Origin of the sequence: Roseateles aquae (assembly GCF_032337115.1) — a bacterium.
GTDB lineage: Bacteria > Pseudomonadota > Gammaproteobacteria > Burkholderiales > Burkholderiaceae_C > Roseateles_C > Roseateles_C aquae.
In genome coordinates this window covers 655744-680929 of sequence record NZ_JAVXZY010000001.1, presented here as the reverse complement: position 1 = coordinate 680929, position 25186 = coordinate 655744, and the positions used below count along the sequence as shown (strand labels likewise).

The following is a 25186-nucleotide window of genomic DNA, read 5'->3' as shown; positions in this document are numbered from 1 at the left end:
CTCCTAGAACTGGTACTTCACGCCGACGTTCAGGAAGCGGCCGACGGCGCCCTGGGTGTGCATCGACGGGTTGAAGGGGAAGGCACCCATGCCGCCGCCGTAGGTGAACCAGTCTTCCGGTGCCTTGGCGTCGAGCAGATTCAGCACCGCGAAGGACAGGCTCAGCTTGGGGCTGAACTCATACTTGCCCGAAAGATCCAGCGTGGTAAAGGCCGCGACCCGGCACATGCGCGCGTCGGGTACCTTGCCTTCGCCGCCTTGCAGCACATCCGGGTAGGCGAACGAAGCGGCACCGCCGCCGAAGGACAGGCCCTTGAGGCAGTCCGTCATGCCCATCGAGGGGTCGGTCACGTCCATGCCGCCGACGCGGTTCAGCGTGGCCGTCAGCTGCAGCGGCCCACGCGACCAGCTGTTGGACCACTGGATCCGATCACGCGGGTTGCCGGTATTGCCACCGACCAGGAAGGGGCCGTGCGTGCCGGCCAGGTGATAGGTCTGGCCGCCCACCGTGGTGTCATAGCTCAGCACATGGGTGAGCATGAAGTTGGAGCGGAACTTGCCCCAGTCACCGAGTTTGGCGCTGTACTCCAGGTCCAGCTCCAGGCCGCTGGTCTTGGTCGCGTTGGCATTGATATAGGCCGATGGCAGATAGGCGATCGTGCCGACCGGTGGCAACTCGCTGCGGATGCTGCCGTCGGCCTGCACCCGTGGTAGCGGCGTGCTGGCCGGATTGCGTACCGCGTCATCGACGCTGCTGGGGCCGGCCACGATCTGGTTCTTCACCTCGATGGCGTAGTAGTCCAGCCGGGCGCTCAGGCTGCTCAGTGGCTGCAGGAGCAGGCCGAGCGTCAGCGAGTTGGAGATCTCGGGCTTGAGCGCCGCGTTGGGCAGTTGGGCATGCGGCGGTGCGAACGAGCACTGCGAGGGGAAGTTGCCCGGCGTCTGGGTATTGCCGTCGGCGCAGAGCAGGGGATCGTGCTCGGTGCCGGCGAAGTAGGTCAGGCCGCTCTGACCGTTCTCAGCCGGACTGGGGGCACGGAAGCCGCCGGAGACAGTGCCGCGCAGGCCCCAGCTGGCATTGGGCTGGAACTTGAAGCCCAGCTTGGGGCTGGCGCGGCCGCCCGACAGGTTGTAGTGGTCGTAACGCACGGCGGCGTCCAGCTCCAGTGCTTTGCTGAGCGGGGCCGACAGCTCGGCATAGACCGATTTCACATCCTGTTCGCCGATCGCAAAGGTGTTGATGCCGGCGATGCGTCCGGCGGCAATCGCCTCCGGTGCCTCGGCGTGGGTGCTGCGATGCACCAGATCGGCGCCCAGCGAAACGGCCAGCGCGCCGCCGCCAAGTTCCATCAACTCGCGCTGGGCGGAGACATTGAGGAAGCGCAGCTTGGAGCTGTCCCGTGCCGTGCTGTCCGGGGCGATGAAGTCCAGCACCTCGGCACTGTTCTTGCCGCCGACGAGATAGGGGTTGTTGCTGCGGTCTAGCGCGGTCTGCAGGCGGCCGGCGTCGACGGCTCCGCGTGCCACGATGTCCAGCGTGACCTGGGTCAGACCGGCCGCTGCACTGAGGTCCCACTCGCCCAGCCGGCCATGCAGATCGGCCACCAGGCGGCTCGCCTTGGATTCCAGCAGCGTCCGGTTCGGTCCGACATCCAGAAAGGTCTTGCGCAAGACAGCGCGGTCGACAGCGGTGCCTGCCGGGAAGCTGGGATTGCCCCGACCGATGGTGCTTGGCGGCAGGCTCAGCACCGACAGTGGGCTTGTCGGGCCGAAGGCAACGCCCTGATAGCCATCGGGTGAACTGTTGGACGGGCCGGAAATCTGCTCGGCCTTGCTCTGGAACTGGCTGGCCTGCAGCGAGAACTGCCAGTCGCGGTCCAGGTTGCGGGTGTAGCGAGCCAGCAGGTTGACGTTGCGCGTTGCCGGTTGCAGCTGCGACCAGTTGTCCTCATAGATGCACTGGCCGGCGGCCAGCTTGGCCGCATCGCAGCCGGGGAAGAAGCCGACAATCGCGCCCGATTCGTCCGTCAGATAGCCGCTGGCGCTGCGCGGTAGGCCGCCATTGGCGGCATTCGGCGCGCCGTAGCGCAGGTCGTAGCCGCCCGTCTTGCGGAAGTCGCGTTCGGTCAGTACACCGGGGCGGTCGATCACCCGGATTTGGTCCTGCTGGCGCACTTCGGCCGACAGGTAGGCGTTGTAGCCATCGCTGGCGAGGTCGCCGCTGCCGATGATGGCCGTCGCGTGCTTGGTGCGGCCATCACCCCTGCTGCTCTGGCCATAGTCGGCGGACAGCTGCGCGCCGCTGAAGCTGCGCTTGAGGATCACGTTGACGACGCCAGCGATGGCGTCGGAGCCATACACCGCCGAGGCACCGTCTTTCAGCACCTCGATGCGCTCGATGGCCTCGAAGGGAATGTTGGATACATCGACGAATTGCCGCTGCCCGTCGTCCCCGATCGGGTAGGGCGCCATCCGACGACCATCGATCAAAACCAGCGTCGCGCCGACCATCAGGCCGCGCAGCGAGACGCCGCTGGCGCCGGCGGCGAAGGCGCCCGAGAAGCCTTGAGAGAGTGTGCCCTGGCCATTGGCGGTAATGTTGCGCAGCACGCTGGAGACATCGGTGTAGCCCGACTTCTTCAGCTCATCGGCGCTGATCACCTGGACCGGGTTGGGGCTTTCGGCGCTGATGCGGCGGATGTTGGAACCGGTGACGGTCACGCGGTCCATCTGGACCGCTGCCGTGTCGCCCTGGGCATTGGCCAGGCCGCTGCTCAGGCTCAGGCCGCCCAGCAGGGCGAGGCGCAGGGTGGCATGGAGCGGTGTTTCGCGCAGGCCGCGGGCCGGCTTGCGCCGTAGGAACTTGCTGTTCATGGTCTCTATCCCTCGAGAAAATCTTTGTGCTTTGTGGCACACCGGCCGGACCGCGCCCGCGTGTTGGCCGGGGTTGTACACCTTCGGGCCTGGCTCGATCAGCGGTGAAACCCTTGGCAGATCGACGCGGTGGGCGGCCGCTGCACCGCCAGCGCTTCCGTAGGCCGGCTTTGCGCGGCAGCGTGGCGAGTCACCCGGCCTGGCCGCAAGTGCGGGCGCCGCATCGGCGCCGTTGCGTTGAGGTGCCCTATACGAGGCCGAGCGGCTGTCGGCGCGACTGCGTCAAGCGCCTATTTCGGCGTCGCGTGCTGTTCGGCAGCCCGCTCGTCGATGCGCTGCCATTGACCGTCGAGCAGCAGTTCATGTGGCGTGAACTGCGCCTTGTAGGCCATCTTGGGACTCTGCTGAATCCAGTAGCCAAGGTAGAGATAGGGCAGTTGCAGCTCGCGGGCCTGGGCGGTCTGCCACATCACGTTGTAGCTGCCATAACTGGTTGAAGGCTCGGGCTCGTAGAAGGTGTAAACGGCAGACAGACCATCGGCCAGGATGTCCAGGATGGACACCATTTTCAGCAGCATGCGGCCATCGGGCTGCTGCTCGCGGAACTCGACCAGGCGCGAATTGATACGACTTTGCAGCAGGAACTGGGTGTACTGGTCGACGCTGTCGTGGTCCATGCCACCGCCGCTGTGGCGGCCGGCCTGGTAGCGCAGATAGAGCTGGTAATGCTCTTCGTTGAAGGCCAAGCGCATCACCCGGGCTTGCAGGTTCTGGTGTTTGGTCCAGGCACGGCGCTGGCTGCGTGTGGGCTTCAAATCGGCCACCGGAATGCGCATTGGCACGCAGGCCTTGCAGCCATCGCAAAAGGGCCGGTAGGTGAACATGCCGCTACGCCTGAAGCCGGCCGCAACGAGGCCGGAGTAGGCATCGGAATGGATCAGATGGCTGGGTGTGGCCACCTGCGAGCGGGCCAGCCGGTCGGGCAGGTAACTGCAGGGGTAGGGCGCGGTCGCATAGAACTGCAGCTCGGCCAGCGGTAGCTCTTTGGGATGCGTCACGGTTGCGGCTTTGGCGTCAAGAAGGTGGCGTCAAGAGGGGCGTCGGCGGGGCTGGCGATGTCATCCCCGTCAGCGGGCACAACATCCAGATGCGACCAGAGTTGCGGATGATAGGTCCAATCGCTGGGTGCCGATCTCGGGATATGTCCGCGCAAATGGGCTTCAAACTGGGGGCGTGGCAGCTCGAATGCACCCAGCGAGGCCAGATGCTGGGTGTTCTGCTGGCAATCGATCCAGGGGATCTGATGCTCGCGGCATAGGCAGACCAGGGCGGCCAGCGCGATCTTGGAGGCGTCGGTGCGGCGCATGAACATCGATTCGCCAAAAAACATCCGGCCCAGATTGACGCCATAGAGGCCGCCGACCAATTCGCCGTCCATCCAGGTTTCCACCGTGTGCAGGTGGCCGGCGCGGGCCAGGCGCAGATAGGCGGCCTGCATCTCGGGCAGTATCCAGGTGCCACGCTGGCCCTCGCGCGGCGTGCTGGCGCAGGCCTTGAGCACCTCGGCAATGGCCGTGTCGATGCGGATCTCGCAGCCCGGTGTGGCACGAAAACGCGCAATCGTCTTGCGCAGCGAACGCGACAGCTTGAAATGCCGGGTCTGCAGCACCATCCGTGGGTCCATGCTCCACCACAGGATGGGCTGGCCCTGGCCGTACCAGGGAAAGACGCCGCGCGCATAGGCGGCGCGCAGCCGCGCCGGGCTCAGATCGCCGCCGGCCGCCAGCAGGCCCGGCGCCTCGGAATCCGGGCCCAGCGCAGCGCTGGTGGGCGGGAAGTCGAGCGTGTGGTCGTCAAGCCAGGGAATCATCGCGGCATGGTAGCGTGCGCGGCTGGCAAATCCTGGCGCTACTGCCCTCAACATCGATGATCACCGTCTACGGCATTCCCAATTGCGACACCGTCAAAAAGGCCCGCACCTGGCTGGATCAGGCCGGCCTGGCCTATCAGTTTCACGACTACAAAAAGGCCGGCGTGCCGGCCGACCGGCTGCCGCGCTGGCTGGCCGAACTGGGCTGGGAGCGCGTCGTCAACCGTGCTGGCACCACCTGGCGCAAGCTCGATGAGGCGCAGAAGGCGGCCGTCGTCGATGCGGCCAGCGCTGCGGCGCTGTGCCTGGCCGAGCCCAGTGTGATCAAGCGGCCCATTGTGGAATGGGCCGATGGCCGGCTGAGCCTGGGCTTCAGCGCCGAGCTGTTCGACGCGCACCGCTGAGCAGCGCACTGCCGCGGTGCACTGCCGCGGTGCGTTAATGCACTGAGGCTGGGCGAACACGCCACGCTTCGGTGCAGCGGCTGGCCGCTGAACCCGCCCCAGTCTGGGCACTGTTCTTGCTGTTCTGGTGCGGCTCGGGCCAAGGCGGTGCACGTTTTCGCACCGTGCTGGCGGCCCGGCTCAGACATGAGGACTGCATGGAGACGATCAAGCAAAGCGCCGATGCGCTGTTCATTCTGCTGGGCGCCATCATGGTGCTGGCCATGCACGCCGGCTTCGCCTTTCTGGAGCTGGGCACGGTGCGCAAGAAGAACCAGGTCAATGCGCTGGTCAAGATCCTGATGGATTTCGCGGTCTCGACGATCGCCTACTTCTTCGTCGGCTACACGGTGGCCTACGGTGTGCACTTCTTCACCGGCGCTGAAGCCTTGGCCGCGAAGAACGGCTATGAGCTGGTCAAGTTCTTCTTCCTGCTGACCTTTGCGGCGGCGATTCCGGCCATCATCTCCGGCGGCATCGCCGAGCGGGCCCGCTTCGGCCCGCAGCTGATTGCCACGGCCGTCATCGTTGGCCTGATCTATCCGGCCTTCGAAGGCGTGGCCTGGAATCAGGGCCTGGGCCTGCAGGCCTGGCTGAAGGCGCAGTTCGGCGCCGAGTTCCATGATTTCGCCGGTTCGGTGGTCGTTCATGCCGTGGGCGGCTGGATCGCGCTGGCCGCCGTGCTGTTGCTGGGCCCGCGGATGAACCGCTATCGCAAGGATGGCGCCATCAGCGCGCACCCGCCGTCCAGCATTCCCTTTCTGGCCCTGGGCGCCTGGGTGCTGGCGGTGGGCTGGTTCGGTTTCAATGTGATGAGCGCGCAGACGCTGGACAAGATCTCCGGACTGGTCGCGGTGAACTCGCTGATGGCCATGGTGGGCGGCACGCTGGTGGCGACGCTGCTGGGCCGCAACGACCCCGGCTTTGCCTACAACGGCCCGCTGGCTGGGCTGGTGGCCGTGTGCGCTGGTTCCGATCTGATGCATCCGCTGGGTGCGCTGATCACCGGCGGCGTGGCCGGCTTCATCTTCGTCAAGATGTTCACGCTGACGCAGAACCGCTGGAAGATCGACGATGTGCTGGGCGTCTGGCCGCTGCACGGTTTGTGCGGCGCCTGGGGCGGCATGGCCTGTGGCGTGTTTGGCTCGGTGGCCGGTGGCGGCATCGGTGGTGTGAGCCTGGCGGCGCAGCTGATTGGCACGCTGATCGGCGTGGCCTGGGCCTTGGCTGGCGGCTTCGTCGTCTACGGTGTCTTGCGCGCCACCATGGGTCTACGGCTGAGCCAGGAAGAGGAATTCGACGGCGCCGACCTGTCCATCCACAAGATCGGCTCGACGCCCGATCGCGAGGTCAGCTGGTAAGCTGGCGGGCTGTTCCTAGCAGCCCCGAGCCCCCTGATGTTCACAGGCATTGTCCAAGGCGTCGCCAGCGTGGCGGCGATTCGCGATCTTCCCGGTCTGCGCAGCTTCACGCTGCAGTTCCCGCCCGGCTTTTGCGCCGGGCTGGAGATCGGCGCCAGTGTGGCCTCGGACGGCGTCTGCCTGACGGTGACGGCGCTGCACGAGGGCGACCGCGCCGACTTCGACGTGATGCAGCAAAGCCTCAATCTCACCACGCTGGCCGGCCTGCATGTGGGCAGCCGCATCAATGTCGAGCGCGCGGCCCGCGATGGCGCCGAGATTGGCGGCCACCCGCTCTCCGGCCATGTGGACTTCATGGCCACGGTGCAGGCGATCCGCCAGCCGGCCAACAACCATGTGATCCGCATCGGCGTGCCGGCGCCGTGGATGCGCTACATCTTTGCCAAGGGCTATATCGCGGTGAACGGCGCCAGCCTGACCGTTGCCGAGGCCGGCCGCGAACGCGACGGCTCGGGCTGGTTCGAGGTCTGGCTGATCCCCGAGACCCTGCGCATGACCACCTTTGCCGACAAGGCCGAGGGCGCCGCGCTGAACATCGAGATCGAGCGCCAGACCCAGGTGCTGGTGGACACCGTGCGCGCCGCCGTTGACGAGCGCCTGGGCCCGCTACTGCCGCAGCTGGAAGCCTGGCTGGCCAGCCAGGGTCAGGTCTTGCCTGATCTGCTCAAGGGCTGAGACCGCAGCCTCCCCGAACTCAGCGCAGCGCGGCCAGCGTTGCCTGAGCGCCGGCCAGCGCCTGCAGCCGTTCGCGCAGATAGTCGCCCAGCCGGTGGTGCTGGCTGAAGGCGACGTTGAAGCGGATGTGCGGATCGGGCTTGCGCTCGGCCGAGAAGGTCGAACCTTGCACCAGCAGGATCTTGTTGCGCATCGCATCCTGCACCAAGAGCTGCACATCAACGCCCTCGGGTACCGTGCCCCAGAGGAAGATGCCGCCTTCGCCGGGATGGTCGAGCTGGATGCCGGCCTCGGTGAGCTGGCGGGCGCACTGGCTGCGCGCCTGCAGCAGCCGGGCCTGCAGGCGGTCCAGGTGCTTGCGCCAGCGGCCGGCGATCAGCACCTCCAGCAGCACGTATTCGTTCAGCGCCGCGCTGGTCAGCACCGAGCAGATCTTGCTGCGCATCAGCGTTTTCAGCAGCGCCGGCTCGGCGGCGATATAGCCCATGCGCAGCGCCGGGCTCAGCGCCTTGCAGAAGCTCGAGTAGTAGATGACGCCTTCCAGCCCTGAGAGCGCCGCGAGCCGCCCCGGATGGCCGGGATGGAAATGCCCATGCACATCATCCTCGGCGATCAGGAGGCCGTGCTGGCGCGCCAGCAGCAGCACGCGATGCAGATTGGCGGCCGTGCTGCTCCAGCCGGTCGGGCTGTGCAGGGCAGGCTGCAGGAAGAGCAGGCGCGGTCGGTGTTCGCGGCAGGCGGCATCGAGCGCTTCGAGGTCGAGGCCGTCCGGCCCGCGACGCACGGCGATGGGCCGGGCGCCGTCCTGGCGCAGGCGGTCGAACATCAGGAAATAGCCGGGGTCCTCGACCAGCACCGCATCGCCGGGGCGCACAAAGCTGCGGCAGATCAGATCAATCGCATGGGTGCCGCCATAGCAGGTCATCAGCCGGCCGGCGTCAACGGCGATGCCCTGCGCGCGCATCAGCGTGGCGATCCGTTCGCGCAGCTCGGGCAGGCCTTGCGGCGGGCAGCGCGAGGCCATGCCGGCGCTGCTGCGTGCCAGCCCGCGCTGCACGGCGGCGGCCGGCACGGCGTCTTCCAGCCAGGTGGGCGGCAGTGCACCGCTGCTGGCCAGCAGTACGCCGGCACGCTGGTCATTGGCCTGCTGGGCCAGCCAGACACCTTCCTGCTCCTCGCCGGCCTCGAGCAGCACCTCGTCACGCTCGGTCGGGCGCGGCTCGCAGACGAAGAAACCGGCCGTACCGCGTGAATCGATCAGGCCGGAAGAGGCCAGCTTGTCGTAGGCCAGCACCACGGTATTGGGGCTGACCGCCAGCTGCGTGGCCAGCGCCCGTATCGAAGGCAGCCGGGCACCGGGCGGCAGCTGGCGGCGCTCGATCAGCCCGGCCAGGCCGGCCTCGATCTGGTCGGCCAGCGGGGTGGGGGAGTGGCGGTCGATGGCAATCACGTAGGCAGCTTAGCGCAGGATCAGCAGCGCCAGCACCACCAGCGTGCCGCCCATGGCGAGGTTGAAGAGGCGCTGGGCCCTGGGTCGGGTCAGCACCCGGCGAATCGCCATGCCGAACAAGGCCCACATGGAGATCGCTGGAAAGCCGACCAGGGCGCCCAAGGTGGCCACCAGCAGGGCGGCCGGCCAGGGCGAGAGCCAGGCCGGCATGAACACCGAGGCCAGTGTGATTGCCTTCAGCCAGCTCTTGGGGTTGACGAGCTGGAACAGCGCGCCGTGAACGAATCCTGGCGCCCGATCGAGCGCGCCGGCTTCGGAAATGCGCGCACCGGTGAGCTTCCAGGCCAGCCAGACCAGGTAGAGCGCACCACCGACGCGCAGCACCTGCTGCGCCAACGGGTAGGCGAGGAACAGCGTGCCCAGCCCCAGGCAGCAGGCCAGCGTCAGCAGGAAGCCGCCAACGACGATGCCGAGGATCTGTGGCAAGGCGCCGCGGTAACCAAAGTTGGCGCCCGCCGTCGTCAGCATCACATTGTTCGGCCCGGGCGTGCCGGACATCACCAGGCAGTAGGTCATCAGCGGCAGCAGGTCGGTCATGGCAGCGGGGCTTGCTTGAAGCGAGTGAGAACACAGGCTGCAAGGCTAGGGCTGCGGCGGCCGCGGGCCAAGGCACAAGGCGGGCGGGCTGTATCAGCGCTGTGTCAGTGCCGGGAGGGGTACAGCGCGGCCCGGCCGGGCTTCACTCGGCCGGGCTTCATTCGGTCGGGCATGCCGGCGTCTGCCCGTGCGGCAGCTTGCGGCTGTGCTGGTAGCAGCGCTGCAACCAGCGGATGTTGGCGCCAAAGTCCTTCAGCGGCTTGTTCGGGCCATACCAGCTGGCCGCCAACGCTGCCTGCGCGCTGGCCGTGGCTTCCATGTACTCGTCAGGGAAGGCGATGATCTCGAAGACCAGCGGAAACTCGATATAGCGCAGCTTGACCAGCGCTCCCAGCTGTTCGTAGTGGTAGTGCACCGCGGCGTAGTCACTCATCTCCTCGCTCAGGTACACGGAGCGACCGTTGCGAGCCTGCACACGCGACGGCAGCTCGGTTTGCAGCGTCGGCCAGCGCGTGCTGAGGAAGCGATCGGCACAGCGCGCGATGCGCGCGTCCTCGGCGAGGAACTCCTTGACCTGCTGCAGCGCGGCCAGCCGCTTGGACATATCGCCGCGGATCGAGTTCTCGACGAAATCGCGGAAGTGGCCCACCGAGACAAATACGCCAACGATGACGCTGATGCCCGAGGCAATCGTGACGATGCTGCGCCAGTGCGCACGCCAGCCCGGTTCATCGGCTGACGCTTCGGTGGCGGGGCGCTCGAGAGCTTTCATGGCTGACCCTGTCTGCGGCCAGCACCGTTGCCGCTCTCGGCGCGGCGCAGGATCAGCAGCCAGGGGCGTTGCGGCAGCGGCAGCAGGCGACCCTGGGCATCCAGCGGGGTGTCGGTCCAGACCACGCGTTCCTGCACATTGCCGCCGATGGCGCCCAGCGCAGTGGGACTGATTGCCACAACGAGGTCGCAGTGGAAGGGCCAGGCCCGTTCGCGCTCCTGCCGGCTCAGCTTGCCGAGTTGGGCAAACTGTTTGAACTGGCTGACCGAGACCTCGCGCGGGGCGCAGATGACATCGGCCAGCTGAGGGGCCGTCTGGCTCGCGTCAAGGGCCGCAAAGCCGCTGCGCCGCGGCTGCTCCAGGCTGGCGCGGATGTAACCCCAATGCGTGCGGCCGGACGGAAATGAATCCGCCCCCAGGCCGGCGCCGCGGGCCAGATGCGTGATGAAGGCCGCCGACCAGGCCTGCAGAGAACCGTCGGGAAACAGCAGCTTGGACTCTGTCAGCTCGCTGCCCACGGCACTGCTCCAGTACTGCAGCACGCGGCTGGTGAAGGCTGCATCCGCTTCGGTGGGGGCCTCGGCGCCACGCGGACGCTCCAGCCTGTCGGCCGGCAACTGCCAGCGCACGCGCCCCCACAAGGCCCATTCCTGCAGCGCCAGATGCTGAATGCGCTCGGCCCAGCCCGGCAGCCGAACTGCCGAGCCGCCCAGGCCTTCGCCGGGCGCATCGACGACAGCCTCGGTAGCGGACAGTGGCGCCGCAGCTGGCGTTGAGGGTGCAGGAGGCGCCGGCGGCAGATGGCTGCAGCCCGTGAGCAGGGCAGCGGCCATCAGCCAGCCACTGCCGGCATGGCGCAGCAGACGCCCGCCGCGCATGCACTCAAGTCTTGAAGCCAAATCCGTCGTCAGCATCCAACGCTCCCGGCGCAAGCGCGCCTTCCAGGCCTTAGTGTGTGCAGCCGGGTCGGCGAGGGCTATCGGTCAAATGCTGATTTCCCGTATCAGTTGCCGATCAGGCTGATGCGCCTTCGTTCGGATCACAATGAGGCCGGCACGTTCGCCGTCCGCCCCGGCCGGTATCGTGCAGCGGGAGACGCTCATGGCACTGCAACACGCCAGCCCTGGCCAGCTGATCGACCTTCAGGCCTTGGCCGAATTCAACCCCGAGGGTCAAAGCACCAGCCTGATCAAGGCCGAGCAGCTGCAGCTGCTGCACCTGCTCTTGGGCGCCGGCCAGTCTCTGCATGAACACAAGCTTGCCGGTGAACTCTGTCTGCACTGCCTGGCCGGCCGTGTGCGGCTGGAGATGCCGGGCACGCAGCTGCCACTGAGTGCCGGGCAGATGACGCTGCTGGCCGCCGGGCAGGCGCATGCGGTGGTGGCCGAAATGGACAGCAGTTTGTTGCTGACTCTGGTGGTGACAGGTTGACTCGGTGGCTACGGATAACTAGCAGGGTGAATGGCTTGCTTGGGCTAAGACCCTGCTGGCCGAACTGAGATTGACCTGCCCCTGGGCGCACTGCACATTCCTTGCAGCATCGACGCTGGATCGTCATTCAAGCGCACCGATGAACAGGGCTCGACCACGCCGGCTGTTGCGCCCTGCATGCCCGCCACGTGCGCCGGCGCCTTTTGCGCAGGGAGAGAACCATGTCCACCGTCGACACCACCATCACCAACCTCAGCGTGCGCCAGCAGATGCTCTGCTTCGCCTACCTCGCGTACACCGGCGAGCGGATCACGACGCCGAACCCTGAGGCCATCATCCTCAGCAATATCAACGCCGCCTTGCAGTCGATCGGCAGCCCGGTCGATCTGTCGACCTGGTCGGTGGTTTGGGGGCCAATTGCCTTCACCGTGCCCGGCGCGAAGTACCAGGACAACATGGTGTATGTGCTGCAGAACGGCAGCAGCGCCGACTATGCCATCGCCGTGCGCGGCACGAATTTCGTCTCACAAGTCGATTGGTTTCTGGAGGACTTCGAGGTGATCGACACCATGCCCTGGCCGGTGCCCGGCGCGGTGTCGAAGTGCCAGGCTGGCGCGGCGATCTCGGAGTCGACCAGCATCGATCTGCAGGTGCTGCTCGGGCCGAATATGACAGATCCGGTCCATGGTCAGCTGCTGTCATTCCTGGCCGAGCGTGCGCCGCAGGGCAAGCCGATCAATCTGTGCGTGACCGGGCACAGCCTGGGCGGCGTCTTGGCCAGCACGCTGGCGCTGTACCTGCTGGAAAACCAAAGCGCCTGGGATGCTTCCGGCGCGTCGACCGTCAGCTGCGTCAGCTTTGCCGCGCCGACTGCGGGCAATGCCTTGTTTGCTGCGAATGCGGGCGCGGTCTTTCAGCAGGCCGCCGCGGCAGGGTCCTTCCCGGGCTGGGACACCAGCCTGGCCAGCAATCTCGACAACGTCGCTTGTTCGCTGGATGCGGCGCCACTGTTCAGCGCAGGGCAGAACATCGCCAGCGGTGGCCTGGCGGGCCCCTTGTTCGCGCTCTATGCGACGCCAAACAACAGTGTCGACGTGATCGACTTTGGCAATCTGTCAGCGACGGCCGCTGAAGAGTGGAAGTATTTCCAGCCCTTGGTGCTGCAGCCGCTGGCCAGCATGCTCAGCCCGCAAGGCTATACACAGCTGCCATCAGAAACCTTCGCCGGCAGTTTCATCGGCAGCAGCCTGAGCTTTGAGAGCCTGGTCAGCGGCCTGGCGGACTATCTTGAAGCCTTTGCGGCGCAGGCGGGCTATCAGCATTCCAGCAGCTATCCGGTCTACCTCGGGCTGACGCAGCTGATGGACCCCAGCATCGTTGTGCGGGGTGGCAGCGATGCGCCGGCAGCGCCACCGCAGATATCCGATATCAGCCCGACTTCGGCCTACCGGGGTAACCCGGCCGGTGTGACCGTGCAGATTCTGGGCAGCGGCTTTGCCAGCGGGCTGTACAGCAACCACCTGGTGTTCAGCGGCGGCACAACGCCGATTCCCTACCGCATCACGGCCGCTACGCCAAACCAGCTCACCGCGGTGTTCTATGTCGACCAGGCCAGTGCCGGCGTGCAGTCGCTGCAGGTGGTGACGTCCAGCCCTTTCTACACCAGCAATGCGGTGGACTTTGAGGTGCGCTTCTTGTAGGCAGACCTTTCTTGACAGGGCACTAGCCTTCGCTGGTGCCCTCGTTCACCGGCGCTGCCGGCTCGAACAGGGCGATATCGCGAACGTTCTTCTGCACGGCGACGGCGGCAAACAGGCTGAGCAGGAAGGACATCGCGTAGAAGCCCTTTTCGCTGGCACTCAGCGTGGCGTTCCAGAGCCCGACACCGAGCAGCAGCAGCGCCACGCCAAGCGAGACCCAGCACAGACCGAAATAGAGGCCCGTGACCCTGATGCCTTCCAGCCGGTCGCGTACCGACTTTTGCAGCGACACGGCCGAGAACAGCCCGTACATCAGCAGCGTGAAGTAATAGCCCTTCTCGTTCAGCTGCATCTCCGCATTCCAGAGCCCGACCAGATAGGCACCGGCGCCGGCAATCATTGCCGCCCATGAAGCGCCAACAAAGGCGCCGGTCGGCTTGTGCAACTGTGGGGTCTGCATGTTTGCTCCTCTCGTTTCGATCTCGATGTGATGGCCGCGGCGCTGACGGTGCAGGCTTTCGCCACAGGCCTGCGCGACTGTAGCAAGGCCACACCACAGCGGCGCTAGGGTGCACCCGCGCTGCGCTTGGCTCAAGCACGGCGATAGCGCCGGCCATCCGCCCAGGCAAGGCTGGATCTCAGCCGAGTGATGGCGCTGAGGCTCGGTCGAATTCAAGCCCGAGCTTCAAATCACCCGCCTGAACAAGGCCGAGCATTTGTAGCTTCTGCATCTGCTGCTGGGGCCGGGCCAGTGCCTGCACGAACACATGCTGGCTGGCGAACTCTGCCTGCAGTGCCTGTTCGGGCGAGTGCGGCCGGAGCTGTCGGGTACCCGGCTTCTCCCTTGAGCGAAGGGCAGATGACGCTGCTTGCCGCCGGGCTGGCACATGCCGGCGTCGCCAAAAAAAAAGGCCAACAGGCTCTTGCTGACCCTTGTGCTATGGGTCTGACTCCTTGTTGAGTGGCGCGTGGCAGCTTGATGCGCGTCCCGATGCGATCGAGCTTGGGCATCTCTTCAGCGCCAGCGCGACGCCCCTTCGCTATCGGATATTCGCCGGCATGCCGACACAGATGTCCACGGTGCTTGATGTCGCCAAGGCCAGCGTCGGTTTGTCGTCTCTGCAGGTCGTGAGCTCGAACGCGTGCTGCGCCGGCAAGGCGGCGGGCGTCGAGGTGCGCGGCTGAGTCGGATGCGGCGCGGCGTGAGCACTGCGCTGCCTTCGAACTTCAGTTCAGCGCCAGCTTGTCCTTGAAGCGATAGCCCGGCGTCTGGCGGTCCTGGCGCCACTGCTGGAAATGCTGGCGCTCTGGGTAGCGATTGACATAGTCGAGCGCCTGCACGTCCTCGCCCCAGTCCTGATAGGCGGCCATCACATCGATTTCGTCGTAGTCATAGCCGGCGGCTCCGGCCTGTGCGGCGGCGTTGTGGGCTCTATCGGTGCTCTTGTATTCGCTGGTGTCTGGCGAGAAGAAGCTGTCGCTGAGGTGCTGGTAGGCATGCATGAACTCCTCCAGCGCCATGAAGAGCACCTGGCGCGAACGGGCCGGATCGTCGGCCCAGAAGGTGGTCAATGCAGGGAATTTGGTGGCCGGCAGCGTGATGGCGATGCGCTGCGTGCCTGGGAAGTACATATTCTTCGTGGCGATGGTCGAGACCATCTTATCGGCCGGTCCGGCGAGCAGGGACAGATCCAGATGCAGGCCGAGGTTGTTGAGCAGCGCGGTGCGCCGGGTCGACATCGCATCGGCGGCGGCCTGGAAGTTACCCGCCTGGATGTCGGTTCTGACGGCCTGAATAAACAACTGGAAGGCCGGCAGGTGCGGTGCCGCGGCGCCGACCGCAGTGCCGCCACGCTGGCCGCGCGCCGGCCGGCGCTGCTTCTTGTTGTAGATGCGATTGCCGATATAGGCGCCCAGCGCGGTGCCCAGCACCGGAATGACGCTGCCAAAGGCAGCGCCGATGGCGATGTGGCCGCCGCGGCCGACGCGCTGCAATGGGGCGCTAGCATTGACGCTGCTGCGGCGCTGGCTGACGGGCGCTGTGCCGACATTCTTCAAGGCCCGTGCGCCCATCAGGTCGGCCTCGCGTTCGAGTGCGGGTGTGTCGTTGACGGCCACGCCGCCCTGCATCCGCAGCGTCGGCTTCACACGCCCCTGGGCCTGCTGCACCAGGTGCCAGGCCTCATGGGGCAGGTGCTGCTCCTGACCGGGGGCGAGGTGGATGTCCTGGCCCTGCGCATAGGCATGGGCCTGCAGCGCCGCCGGTTTGTTCGAGTTGCGGTGCACGCGAACGCCCGACATATCGACGCCGGACAGCGATTCGATGCCGCTGCGCAGCTCGGCGGGCAAGCCCGCCCGGGCCGACGCTGGCTCGCGGCGCTGCAGCTGCGCCAGCTGGACGCCTTGCTGCGACTGGCGCGGGCTGGCGGACGACGCGAGCTGCCCGGCGGCGCGAGGCCCGTCACGCTCGGCCGCCGGGGCCTTGGCTGCGGTCCGCAGGCTGTGGCTGTTTGTTTGGCGGGTGCGGGTGCTCATCGGCAAGCTCCTGTTCCGGAAGGTCTGTATCGGTTGGGGTGGGTCGCAGCTGTGGCGCGCCGCGACCCATTGATGTCGGCGCTTGCGGGCTGCATGAGTCAGTGCCGCTGCGCGCGCTCATAGTGCGCGCCACCGTGGAAGATCGGCGTCAGCGGGTCGCCGGCATGACCGTGCCGCATGATCTCCTCGTACTGGCCGGGGGCGGCATGGCTTTGTCGATAGAGAACCAACTGCCTGTGCTCGAGGTCGGCCAGCACGGCGAGGTCAGGCGGCGCGAGGTAGTAGCCGGCGTTTTCAACGATGCCGGCATAGGCATCCAGCAAGGCGTTGCGCCTGGCGACGACGACCGCGCGGTAGGGCGCCACCGGAACGTCTTCGAGCGCCCGATGCGCCGCCTCGTCGGCGTGTATCGCCGGGGCCGCGCGCACGGCCGCGCGGACATGGTCGACATGGTTGTTGACGGCGCGGCGCAGCGTCGCCGCGGGCTCGGCGCGCAGCAGCGCAATGCGGCCGGCGTTACCCACGGCCGCCTGAAGGCGCCCGCGCAAGTCGGCGTCGGCGGGAGCGTTGCTGGCGATCAGCGCGTCGGCCAGCGCAAGGCGCGCCGCGTCGTAGTCGGCGCTGGCCGCCCGCATGCCGGCGACGTAGCGGTCAATCGCCGCTCTGACGCCCTCGACCAAGGCGGGAGCGCCGCGTTCTTCGTCTTGTTCGGCTCGCCCGAGCGCGGCCTCCACACCGTCGACACGCCGCAGGCCGGCCCAAAGCAGACGGTCATGGATGTCGAAGTTCGCATCGTCGGCCTGCCCATTGGCCCGTGCGCGCGCCACCTTGCTCCAGATGTCCTTGAGGATGGTGGTCAGGTGCTCGGTATAGGCGGCCAGATAGCGGGCGTCGTGGGCACGCAGCACGGTGGCGATATCGCGGCGCTTGCCTGCCGGGTCAGCATGCCGGTACTCCATGCGCTGGAGCTCGGGGTTCCAGACCGGCACGCCGAGCATGGCATGGATGCCGCAACTGCCGTCGCCGGTGGTGTCCGATACACCCAAGGCATGGCCGTCGGCGCCTGCAAAGCGGCGCACCTGAGGCAGATCGTCGGCCCGGGCCGCGCCCCTTGAGCCGGCGCCGCCATGGGCCTTGCCGCCACCCAGCAAGGCCTCAAAGGCCTTGAACAGCGCATCCAGCGGCGTGTCTTGTTTGGTCGGCGCTGCGGCAACAGGGCCTGAACTGGCCCCGGTGGCGCTGGATGCCGGGACTTTTGCGGCCGGCAGGTCGGCGTCGGACGGGCCCTTGCGTGGGGCCTCGGCTGGGGTTTTGGGCGGAGGCTTTTCGCCCAGCATCGCGCGGCCCAGCGTCTGCAGCAGCTGCTGCAGCGGTGCCACCCGTTCGGCGCTGACGCCGACCTCGCCGAGCCGAGCGCGCCCGACGCCCAGATGCAGCGCCTGGCTTGGCACCCTGCCGGGCTGGCTGCCGGATTGCGTGGCGAGATGGACGTCCCGCACATCAAGCCCGCGGACTGACGCGCCACCCAGCTGGCGCAGCCCCAGCGCGGCCTCGGCGCTCGGTGAGCCATCGCTGGCCGGCACTCGTGCGGCTTCGGTGCCCGGGCCGACGATGGCCTGGTCGATCGCCGCTTGCAGGCCGCTCTCGAGCAGGTGCTTCAGATGCACGCCGCCCTGGGATTTTTCGCCGATCGCCTTGCGCCCGACGAAGACCTTTTTCTGCGCCTTGTGCAAACGTTCCAGTCCCAGCTGCTCGAGCTGGAATTCGACACCAGAGACGATGTGCAGATGCGGCTGTTCATGCGCCGCAGCACGCTTGTCGCGAGCGATATCTCCGCCGACATGGAGCCCCTTCAGCAGCTTCTCGATCAGCTTCTTGGTGCGCCATGAAGTGTCTTTGCCGAAGCTGGCGGCGGCGCTGGCGAGATCGACGAACCCGCCGATGACGCCGACCCGGACATCCAGCTGTGTGTTATCGACACCGCCGATGAAGTTGGCCGTGGCGCCGGACTTGTCGCCCAGCAGGTTCTCCAGCATGTCCTTGCCGGTGCGCAGCGACAGCAGGACGGCACCGTTCTGCGCTTCGTCCAGTTCGAGCAGCATGCGCTGAACTTCGACCGTCAGGCTGCTGTCGTCGCCTTCACCGGCCTTGTGCAGGGCGGCGCCGCGCGCCTCCAGCGTGCCAACATCGATGTGCTCGACGGCGGGCCGGCCGGCCTCGAAGCCGCTCAGCTCGGCGGCTATGCTGGAGAGCGTCAGCGCGCCGACGTCGACGTCGCTGCCCTGCTGCTTGTGCACGCCGGCCTTGCGTTTCTCGACGCCCTCGCGTTCACGTTTGGCCAGCACCTGCTCCCGCTTGGCAAACGCGGCGGCGGCAGCTTGCTTGGCCGTCTCGCAGGATTTCAGGGCCGCCGCAAGAGCCTGTTCATGGTTGGCGCGGGCCTTGGCACGCAGCTTGTCGGCAGGACTGGGCGCTACCACTGCCGCTCGGGCCGGTAGCGCTTGGGCCTTGCCAGCCTGGCTGGGGCCAGGTGCTGCCTGCTTGACTTGCTCGTCATGGTCGATCTGGGCCAGCGCGGCCTTGAGCTGGTCATCGGCCTGGCGCCGTGCGATGGCGCGTTGCTGCTCGGCATTGGCAATGGCCTTGTCGCGCGCGGCGATCGCCTTTTGCATCTTGTAGCTGAGGCGATCGCTCCGTGTGCGTCGCTGCAGATGGGCATCGGCCAGGCCCAGCCCGGCCAGGGTGAGGCCGCGGCGATCCGGCGCGGCCTCATCGCCGCCCATCGCTGTGTCGAGTTCAAGCCGATCGAGCCTGATCTGGCCGGCACGTGCCGCCAGTGTCTGCTGCTGCCAGCGCTGCTCGGTGCCCGGGGGGCCGGGCAGGGGCGAGTGCTTGCGCAGGTCCACGCCGCGCACGTCGATGTGCTCGAGTCCGGCCAGGGCGATATTGTCGAGGGCGATGGCCTTGACCCCGCCTAGCGAGGCCTCGCTGATGTCGAGGCTGCTCGGCGGCAAGCCTTTTGCGCCGGTCTGGCCGGCGCTGAGGCCACGCAGGCCGGCACGCTCCAGCCCCAGCTCGACGCTGCTGCCCAAAGCGCTGCTGCCCAGCCGGGCTTCTACGGGCCCAGCGTGCACCCGCTTGACGCGAGCGGACATCCCCGGTCTGGCCAGGCCTACATCGTCGGCAACGCTGGCCAGGCCTTGCAGGCTCAGATCGGCCTCGCGCCCGGCGTTGTCCTGCCGGCCAGTGATCTCGGCGGCGCCCAGGCTGAGGGCGCTGATGCTGGCCTGGCTGTGTGCCTGCGGATCCTCCAGCAGCACGCCACCCAGCGACAGGGCGCCGGTTTCGCCGCGGACGACCGTGCTCGTCCCGGCCTTGGCGCCAGCTTTGCCCGAGGAAGCCGCGGTATCGCGCTCAAGGTGCGCCGCGCTGGGGGCGAGATTGAGGGCATTGACGCTCAGCACCTGGCCCTGGCTGGCAGCGGTCAAGTCGCGGACGTCAAGACCCAGCCCGCGGGCGCTGAGGCCTTGCTGCCCGCCCTGGCGCGTGGCGGCCAGATCGGCGCCGCTGACGCTGGCCTGCTGTGCGAGCAGGGCGGTGTCGCCGCGCTTGATGCCGATGCCGCGCGCCTCCAGCGTGCCAAGATGGGCCTGCGCGTGCAGCGTGCTGCGATCCAGCCGCGACGGCTCGCTGACGCGCACCGAGGCCGCACTGCGGCCAAGACTGAGCCTGTCGATACCGAGCACGTCGCCGGCCAGAGGATCATCGGCCTTGCCGCCGCTGCCGTAGCGCAGCTCACTGGCCATGACGCCACCGATCTGCAGGCCCAGTTGCTGATGCAGCAGACGTGCTTCGATGCGTTCGATGTCGATGGCGCCGATGCCCACGGTGTCGGTCGCGGTTTCGCGCCCAAGCTGGCGACCGCGGATGCGGCCGATGGCCAGCCGCGCCCGCGTTTCGCCGGATCGCGAGGTGTTGGCACCGACAACGGCGGCATGAATGTCCTCGACCGTCAGGCTGCTCAGCACCGGCGCGTCGCGGCTGGGCCGGGTGAGGCCGAGTTGCTCGGCACGCTCGCGGGCCAGGCGACGTTGCTCGGGGCGCGCTTCTTCCTCCGCGGCGGCACTCGCGCTGGCCTGCGCCTGTTTGCGTACTTCGTGCTCCTTGAAGGCCTTCGCATTGCCCTGCAGAAACTCGATCGCGGCCTGGATGTCGTGGGTCTGGGCCGGCGTGAGGCCTGCGTCCGCCAAAGCTTGCTGGAGGGGGCGCAGATACTTTTCGCGCATCGCCGCGATCTTCTGCGGGTCCCAGCTGCGCATGCTGGCAAACAGGCCGCCGCGCAGCGCGCCGGTCTCGATCTTGGCCCTCAGCGCGGCGGGCTCAACGTCCTGCCCATCAAGCGTCACCGTCTTGGCCTTGGTCAACGGCAGCAGTGCGTCGCGCAGGGCGCCGCCGGCCTGCAGACGTAGCGCGCCACTGCGCACCAGCACGCCCAGCAGCAGATCATCGCCCTGCTGCTGGAAGACCTGCAGCTCGACCGCGTCGACATGGAAGCCGAGCTTGAGCGAGTCCAGCACGCTGAGCACCACTGCCGCCGAGGGTGGGGCCTGTGCCGCGGAGGATGCCGGCGCATCGGGCTTTTCGGTGGCGGTGGGCTCGCTCGGTCGGACTGGCGCCGGCATCGCTGCTGTGTCCGATGACGTGTCAGGAAGCTTGACCGGCGCTGAAGCGCCGCTGCTGGCGGACTCGTGCTTGGCTGTCGCGGGGGATGCCTCGGACGTTTGGGCGGCCTTGGCAGCTTTGTCTGCTTGATCGGCCTTGTCGGCAGCGATCTGCAGGCGCGGAAAGTGGATCGAGGTGAAACGGATGGTGACGGCGCTTTGCATCGCCTGCTTGCGATAGGCGCGCCACAGGTCGGCCAATGTGAATTCCGCTTCGACGCCATTGATCGAGGCACCACCGCTGAGGACGCTGCGCCCTCCGCCCTTGACCAGCATCGGCCCGAGCCGAATGGTGGCGATGGTCACCAGGCCGGTGACGAAGTCGAGCCGGAAGCCTTCGAGCTGGACCGCGGTATTGCAGGCGGCATCGAGCTTGTCGACGATGGTGTCGCGCACATAGATCGCCAGCATCGACTGGTCGAGGTCTGCCACGTCGCCGTCGTCGGCTTCCGGATCGAGAATTCTGAAGCTGGGCACCGCACTCCAGAACATGCCGGTCCAATGGTCATGGACCGCCTCATCGGTGGCATGGCGCGCTCGCGCCGCACTTTCCGCTTCGACGCCACGGACCTCGGCCCAGGCCGGGCCGTCGCCGAACAGGCTGGCGTCGTCGGGTGCTGGCGGCGCGTCCTTCTTGGCGATGCCCTTGCCGCCGCCGCGTTGCACTACCGCGCCGGAGCGTAAGGCGCTTGCGGTGCCTGCCGCAGCGCCAGGCTTGCTCAGGACCGAGTTGTGCTGGCCTTGCTGAGCTATTGTGCCCAGCGGGCCTGGCGCGCCCTGTCTTTGATCGGCACCGGGAGCGGTGGCCGCCGGGCTGAAGCGAGCCAGCTGCGCGCTCTGCTGCTGTTGGCGGGGGCTGTCGGCCCAGGCGCTTCTGGGTTCAGCGCCGGCCGAAGCTGGACGGTAAGCCATTTCGGCGGCCGGTAGCGAGGTTCGCGCGGCGCCACCGTCGGCATGCTGCGGAGCAGCGAGGGGGGTCATGCTGCGTCACCTGCGGCGCCTGCGTCAGCGGGCCTGCGCCGCTCGGCCCTTGAGCGTGGCCAGCCCCGTCCATGCAAGCGCCGGCCTAGAGCTGTGCCAAGCTGCCGGGCCCGGCGTCGGACCGTATGGACCTGCTCAGGTCGGGGCTGGCTCATGGTGGCTACACCTTGCGCTTCAGACACCCGTCGGTGGGCGAAGGTCGCCGGCGTTTTTGTAGTTCGTTGCCGAGGCCTTGCTCTTGGTCAGCAACTGGGCAGCGCGCTCGCCGGCATGGTCGTCCCAGAGCGCCCTGATGTCCTCGGGCGTGTAATGCTTGCCCTCAACAAAGATGTGCAAACCGAAATGGATGTAGATCTGGCCGACCCCTGAGAGGAAGAGCTCCTGGAAGCCGCGACCTGAGGCCAGCGAGAGGGCAGCGAAGCGCTGCGGCCCCGGGGCATCGCGGTTCATCTTGGCGACGACGGCGCAGAGCCGGTCGACCTGCGCGCCACCGCTGTGCTTGACGCGGGCGGTGTGCGCGTTGTCCTTGACCTCGATGTAGTACTCATCGCCATTGGCACGGAGCTCCCGGCGGTCGACGTCCTGCTTGAGTGAGGCGAGGATACGCTGCTGCTCTGCGACGTCGCTGGTCGCCTTCAAGCGGCGCAGATCATCGCCGCCCAGCGCGCCTGGGTTGTTCTGTAGGTCAGCGGCCGCATAGCCCAGGTATTCGCCGCCCAGCATGCCTTTCACGCTGTCGCGACCGGGGGCCGGCGCGCGCAGCGCGTCAGCGATTTCGGCAATCGCGCCAATCATGCCGCCGGCCGTCTCGGCGACCCATTTGCTGGGGATCTTGTTGAGGCGATCGAATTCGCTGAAGAACTGACCGATGTCGACGCCCAGCCCGGCCCATTTCTGTGCGCCGTCGATGACGAGCTCCGGAAATCCGGCGTACTCGGGCACGCCCTTGATGTCGACGACGAAGCTGAGGTTGTTGGCCAGTGATTGATGATTGAGGGCGGCGAAGCGCTTGTCGAGGGCGGTCAGTGCCTGCACCATCTGCTCCATGCGGTCGACGATGTCCGGCAGCAGCTTGACGGTGAGCGTCGGTCGCGGGTTGGATTTCGCAAAGTCCTTCTTCTTGACGCCACCGGCCGCGTCAGGCCGCTCCAACTCAATGTTGCGCTTGGCGAACGCGTTGTAGGCCTCCTGCCAAGCGTCTTCAACGAACTGCGCGTCTTCCCTGCCGATGTTGGCCAATTGGAAGGCCGCCTTGAAGGTCTCGATGACGTCGTCGTCCGTGAACTCGCCCGCTTCGATCGCGCCGATGTATTCATCCAGCGTCTGTTCGGTGATTTCATACTTCCGCGGGGCCGGATCGCGTTTGCCCTTGAATCTGGAGGCAAAGCGGCTGACGGTATCAGCGCCGACGTTCAAGGGGCGCAGCGCCATGCCCGTTGCCCCAGCGCTGCCGAGGCCTTGGGCACGCGCGCCGACGCTGCTGGCTTCGGCCTCCAGCGCAGCGTCGGTATTCACACCAACACCGCCGGCCATCTGCAACGTCGGTCTGACGCGGCCCTGCGCCTGTTGCACCACATGCCAGGCTTCGTGCGGCAGATGCTTCTCTTGACCCGGCCCGAGATGGATGTCGCGACCTTGCGCAAATGCATGCGCCTGCAAGGCTGCCGGCTTGCTCGAATTGCGATGGACGCGGACGCCGGACATGTCGATGCCAGACATGGCCTCGATGCCGCCTCGCAGTGGCTCTGGCAGGCCAGCACTGGCATGGGAGGCAGCGCTGCCGCCGCCTTGGAGTTGCGCCAGCTGCAAGGCTTGCTTGCGCTGTCGAGGGCTGCTGGGTGGTGGGCTCGCGGTGCCTTTGGCGGGCTTCAGGCTAACTGCTGCCGGCCCGCGCGAGGTGCTGACGGACAGTTGGCTGCCATCTTTGCTGGAAGCGCGTTTCATGCTCATGGGGAGGTGATGGGATGTTGGGCTGGCGCCGCGGAGTTCATGGATTCACCCACGCTGGTTCGAGCGACGGGGCGACGAGGACGCCAGCCCCGCTCAGGCGCCGTAGCCTTGAACGAGGGGGCGCTCCGCCGGCGTCTGGAGCCTCGCGCGGCTTGCGTGCTCATTCAAGCGCCGCTCGAATCTGGGGGTTGGTCTTCTTATCATTGAGCATCCGGAAGATCGTGGCGTACTTGACGCCAACATCGGCCCAATCGTCCACGCGAGGGGAGTACACGCCCTGCTCCTGAAGCGCTCGGAGTTCCAGGATCACGCCCTCCGCACGATGTCCCAGGGTGCTCGGGCCGACCCTCTCCATCGGGAAGTGGCCGCCCTGGTCGTCAGCGGTCTCGCTCCAGACATAGTCGGCGCCGGTCCAGAGTTGGTCCAACCACTGGCTGACGGTAAGGTTCTGCTGGTCGTCGATGGTCCTTCCGCTTCCGCCAGAACCGGGCAAGACATGGTTGAACAGGCGTGCATTGCGGGCGACCTGGGATGCGGTCAGCACATCGGCGACAAAGGTTTCCTTCCTCTTCCAGCCCTTGACCTTGGCGAGTACAAGGCCGAGATCGGTGCGGCTCAGCATGCTCACACGCTGCTTCGCCGACGCACCGTCCTGCCCCGGGTTGTTGACGAGGTCGGCGACCTGCAGGGCGATCAGCGCCACCACGTTCTTGTAGTTCTCGTCGAAGTAGTGAGTGCCCTCCGCGCGCGTGGCCAGCGCCTCGTCACCGGGATAGAGCAGTTTGATGACTTGCGCCAGCCGACTAAGCCGCAAGCCTCCGGTGACATGGAAGTTGCCAACCAGTTCCTGGTCCATGTCTTCATAGACAGTCAGGTCCTGGCCAGCGCTCCAGCTTTGCGGCGTCTGCAGCTGGTCCCGGGCGTGGGCCGCGACCTGGCCCAGAACGACAGGGATCTGGTCGGCATTGGTCGTCTCGTCGATAGCCGCCACCACGTACTCCGGCGTCCAGTTGTCATCGGTATGACCATCGGGGGTCAGCTTCCAGCCATCGGCCTGGTGCAAGACCTCAGCCTTGGCCAACTGGCGCTCGTCACTCTCTTGAATCCTGTAGGGCAGGACCTCGATCTCGAATCCGACTTTGCGTTGAATCGCGGCCTTCTGAATGCCACCATTTGCGTTCGGTGCGCGCGTCGGCCTTGACGTCCCGCTAGGAACGGACCCGATCTGTGTGGCTTTCGCCCCCATCACGTCCGCCTCTCGCTCCAGGCCGGCATCGTCATTGACCGGCACGCCCGCCTTCATCTGCATCGTTGGCCGCACCCGCCCCTGTGCCTGTTGCACCACATGCCAGGCCTCATGAGGCAGATGCTTCTCCTGCCCCGGCCCCAGGTGAATGTCCTGCCCCTGTGCATACGCATGCGCCTGCAGCGCTGCCGGCTTGGTGGAATTGCGATGTACGCGCACGCCGGACATGTCGATGCCGGACAGGGCTTCGATGCCGCTGCGCAGGCCATCGGGCAGTCCGCCTTGGGCCGTGGCGCTGGGCGCAGCGGCAGGCTGCAGCTGAGTCAACTGCTCGGCCTGTTTCAGCTGGCGCGGGCTGTCGGACCAGGCGGGCAGGGCGCTGCCGCCGCCGTGGGCGACGGCCGTGTCGGCGTCGGCGGCCGGTGAGCGCTGCGGGCCGGCAGGCTCGGCGGCGAGGCGTTGGCGCGGGGCGTTGCTCATTGCGGTTGCTCCGTATGGGCGCGGGTCCAACGACCCGTGC

General features: G+C 67.0%; 18 protein-coding genes. 6 read left to right on the top strand and 12 right to left on the bottom strand.

Annotation, left to right across the window (positions count from 1 at the left end):
• Positions 1-3: 3 nt before the first annotated feature.
• From RQP53_RS02950 to aat, 3 genes are all read right to left on the bottom strand, one after another.
• On the bottom strand, positions 4-2874 hold the full coding sequence (locus tag RQP53_RS02950) for a TonB-dependent receptor plug domain-containing protein (protein WP_315648540.1): 2871 nt from the start codon (positions 2872-2874) through the stop codon (positions 4-6).
• Between the two features lie 290 nt (positions 2875-3164).
• A complete protein-coding gene (locus tag RQP53_RS02945) occupies positions 3165-3932 on the bottom strand; it encodes an arginyltransferase (protein WP_315648539.1) in 768 nt (255 codons plus the stop codon).
• Complete coding sequence (gene aat / locus RQP53_RS02940; RefSeq protein WP_315648538.1) at positions 3929-4744, bottom strand: leucyl/phenylalanyl-tRNA--protein transferase; 816 nt, start codon at positions 4742-4744, stop codon at positions 3929-3931. Before aat ends, RQP53_RS02945 begins: the two co-directional genes overlap by 4 nt.
• Before the next feature lie 56 nt (positions 4745-4800).
• On the opposite strand from aat, the gene RQP53_RS02935 reads away from it, so the two are divergent.
• The 3 genes from RQP53_RS02935 to RQP53_RS02925 all read left to right on the top strand — a co-directional run bounded on the left by RQP53_RS02935 (position 4801) and on the right by RQP53_RS02925 (position 7283).
• On the top strand, positions 4801-5148 hold the full coding sequence (locus tag RQP53_RS02935) for an ArsC family reductase (protein ID WP_315649188.1): 348 nt from the start codon (positions 4801-4803) through the stop codon (positions 5146-5148).
• A gap of 197 nt (positions 5149-5345) precedes the next feature.
• On the top strand, positions 5346-6548 hold the full coding sequence (locus RQP53_RS02930; protein WP_315648537.1) for an ammonium transporter: 1203 nt from the start codon (positions 5346-5348) through the stop codon (positions 6546-6548).
• Between the two features lie 36 nt (positions 6549-6584).
• Positions 6585-7283: a riboflavin synthase subunit alpha gene (locus RQP53_RS02925; RefSeq protein WP_315648536.1), complete on the top strand. Its 699-nt coding sequence runs from the start codon at positions 6585-6587 to the stop codon at positions 7281-7283.
• A 19-nt stretch (positions 7284-7302) separates the two neighbouring features.
• Here RQP53_RS02925 and RQP53_RS02920 read toward each other — a convergent pair whose 3' ends face one another.
• From RQP53_RS02920 to RQP53_RS02905, 4 genes are all read right to left on the bottom strand, one after another.
• On the bottom strand, positions 7303-8733 hold the full coding sequence (locus RQP53_RS02920; RefSeq protein WP_315648535.1) for an aminotransferase-like domain-containing protein: 1431 nt from the start codon (positions 8731-8733) through the stop codon (positions 7303-7305).
• Positions 8734-8742: 9 nt separating this feature from the next.
• Positions 8743-9330 (bottom strand): LysE family translocator, encoded by a 588-nt coding sequence (locus RQP53_RS02915; protein ID WP_315648534.1) that lies wholly within the window; start codon positions 9328-9330, stop codon positions 8743-8745.
• Positions 9331-9487: 157 nt separating this feature from the next.
• On the bottom strand, positions 9488-10102 hold the full coding sequence (locus RQP53_RS02910) for a hypothetical protein (protein WP_315648533.1): 615 nt from the start codon (positions 10100-10102) through the stop codon (positions 9488-9490).
• Positions 10099-10980, bottom strand: coding sequence for a DUF2272 domain-containing protein (locus RQP53_RS02905; protein WP_315648532.1), 882 nt, complete (start codon positions 10978-10980; stop codon positions 10099-10101). Before RQP53_RS02905 ends, RQP53_RS02910 begins: the two co-directional genes overlap by 4 nt.
• A gap of 223 nt (positions 10981-11203) precedes the next feature.
• On the opposite strand from RQP53_RS02905, the gene RQP53_RS02900 reads away from it, so the two are divergent.
• Together RQP53_RS02900 and RQP53_RS02895 are read left to right on the top strand one after the other, a co-directional pair.
• Positions 11204-11533, top strand: coding sequence for a cupin domain-containing protein (locus RQP53_RS02900; RefSeq protein WP_315648531.1), 330 nt, complete (start codon positions 11204-11206; stop codon positions 11531-11533).
• 221 nt (positions 11534-11754) lie between these two features.
• Positions 11755-13233, top strand: a complete 1479-nt coding sequence (locus RQP53_RS02895; RefSeq protein WP_315648530.1) for a lipase family protein — start codon at positions 11755-11757, stop codon at positions 13231-13233.
• A 22-nt stretch (positions 13234-13255) separates the two neighbouring features.
• Here RQP53_RS02895 and yiaA read toward each other — a convergent pair whose 3' ends face one another.
• Entirely contained in the window at positions 13256-13693 is a 438-nt protein-coding gene (gene yiaA, locus RQP53_RS02890) for an inner membrane protein YiaA (RefSeq protein ID WP_315648529.1), read from the bottom strand.
• A gap of 494 nt (positions 13694-14187) precedes the next feature.
• Between yiaA and RQP53_RS02885 the strand changes: the two genes are divergently transcribed.
• On the top strand, positions 14188-14418 hold the full coding sequence (locus RQP53_RS02885; RefSeq protein WP_315648528.1) for a hypothetical protein: 231 nt from the start codon (positions 14188-14190) through the stop codon (positions 14416-14418).
• A gap of 42 nt (positions 14419-14460) precedes the next feature.
• On the opposite strand, the gene RQP53_RS02880 is transcribed toward RQP53_RS02885, so the two are convergent.
• The 4 genes from RQP53_RS02880 to RQP53_RS02865 all read right to left on the bottom strand — a co-directional run bounded on the left by RQP53_RS02880 (position 14461) and on the right by RQP53_RS02865 (position 25146).
• Entirely contained in the window at positions 14461-15768 is a 1308-nt protein-coding gene (locus tag RQP53_RS02880) for an eCIS core domain-containing protein (RefSeq protein WP_315648527.1), read from the bottom strand.
• Positions 15769-15866: 98 nt separating this feature from the next.
• Positions 15867-21470, bottom strand: a complete 5604-nt coding sequence (locus RQP53_RS02875) for a hypothetical protein (RefSeq protein ID WP_315648526.1) — start codon at positions 21468-21470, stop codon at positions 15867-15869.
• A 174-nt stretch (positions 21471-21644) separates the two neighbouring features.
• Positions 21645-23414, bottom strand: a complete 1770-nt coding sequence (locus tag RQP53_RS02870) for an eCIS core domain-containing protein (RefSeq protein WP_315649187.1) — start codon at positions 23412-23414, stop codon at positions 21645-21647.
• Between the two features lie 166 nt (positions 23415-23580).
• Positions 23581-25146: an eCIS core domain-containing protein gene (locus tag RQP53_RS02865; protein ID WP_315648525.1), complete on the bottom strand. Its 1566-nt coding sequence runs from the start codon at positions 25144-25146 to the stop codon at positions 23581-23583.
• Positions 25147-25186: the final 40 nt, after the last annotated feature.